2 protein-coding genes are annotated in these 813 nt (G+C 68.5%); one reads left to right on the top strand and one right to left on the bottom strand.

Going from position 1 to position 813, the window contains the following annotated elements; all coding sequences use genetic code 11:
- A partial coding sequence (locus BIU89_RS12085; protein WP_139179054.1) for a LacI family DNA-binding transcriptional regulator occupies positions 1 to 211 on the bottom strand: 211 nt, incomplete at its 3' end.
- A 183-nt stretch (positions 212 to 394) separates the two neighbouring features.
- Between BIU89_RS12085 and BIU89_RS12080 the strand changes: the two genes are divergently transcribed.
- The coding region (locus tag BIU89_RS12080; protein WP_254791618.1) for a substrate-binding domain-containing protein at positions 395 to 813 on the top strand (419 nt) is incomplete at its 3' end.

Here is an 813-nt window from a genome sequence, read left to right as displayed (position 1 = left end):
CGAGCGCCCGGGCGGCGGCGCGGGGTCGGTACCCGAGCTCGGTGACGGCGTCGGTGACCTGCGTCCGGTACTGCTCGCGGACGGTCGGGTCGCCGTTGATCACGCGGGAGACGGTCTGGTGGGACACGCCGGCGCGTTCGGCGACGTCGAAGATCGTCGGGGCCTTCCGGCGCTTGCCGCCCCTGCCCTCGGGGGCGGTCGTGGTGCTCACGTGGCCAACCGTACCGCTCGGTCCGGCTGCCGCGGCAAGATCACGAAACGGCGGTGTTGAGTTGACACCCCGTCACGGAACCCACATGATGTGAGCGCTCACACGAGCGCATCCCACGGGGCACAGCAGCCCCGGCACCCGACCGCGTCGAGGACGACGCGAAGGAACAGAGGTACTTCGATGATGAAGCGCAGGATCATCGCGGGCGTCGCAGCCGTCGGCATCGCGATCTCGCTGGCCGCTTGCTCGGCCGGCGGCCGTGCGTCCACCGATGGTGGCGGCAGCGGCGACAACAAGGGCGCCCTCGTCGGCGTCGCCATGCCCACCAAGGTCTCCGAGCGGTGGATCAAGGACGGCAACGCGGTCAAGAGCGACCTCGAGAAGGCCGGCTACAAGGTCGACCTCGAGTACGGCGACAACAAGGTCCAGCAGCAGGCCCAGCAGGTCAGCAACATGATCACCAAGGGCGCGAAGGTCCTGATCATCGCGTCGATCGACGGTGGCGCGCTCTCCGACCAGCTCGACGCCGCCGCCAAGGCCGGCATCAAGGTGATCTCGTACGACCGCCTGCTCACGGGCAACAAGAACGTCGACTACTACGT

The sequence above is a fragment of the Curtobacterium sp. MCBA15_005 genome (assembly GCF_001864855.1).
GTDB lineage: Bacteria > Actinomycetota > Actinomycetes > Actinomycetales > Microbacteriaceae > Curtobacterium > Curtobacterium flaccumfaciens.
Note: the sequence above shows the minus strand (reverse complement) of the source record. Positions and strands in the feature narration are given on the sequence as shown.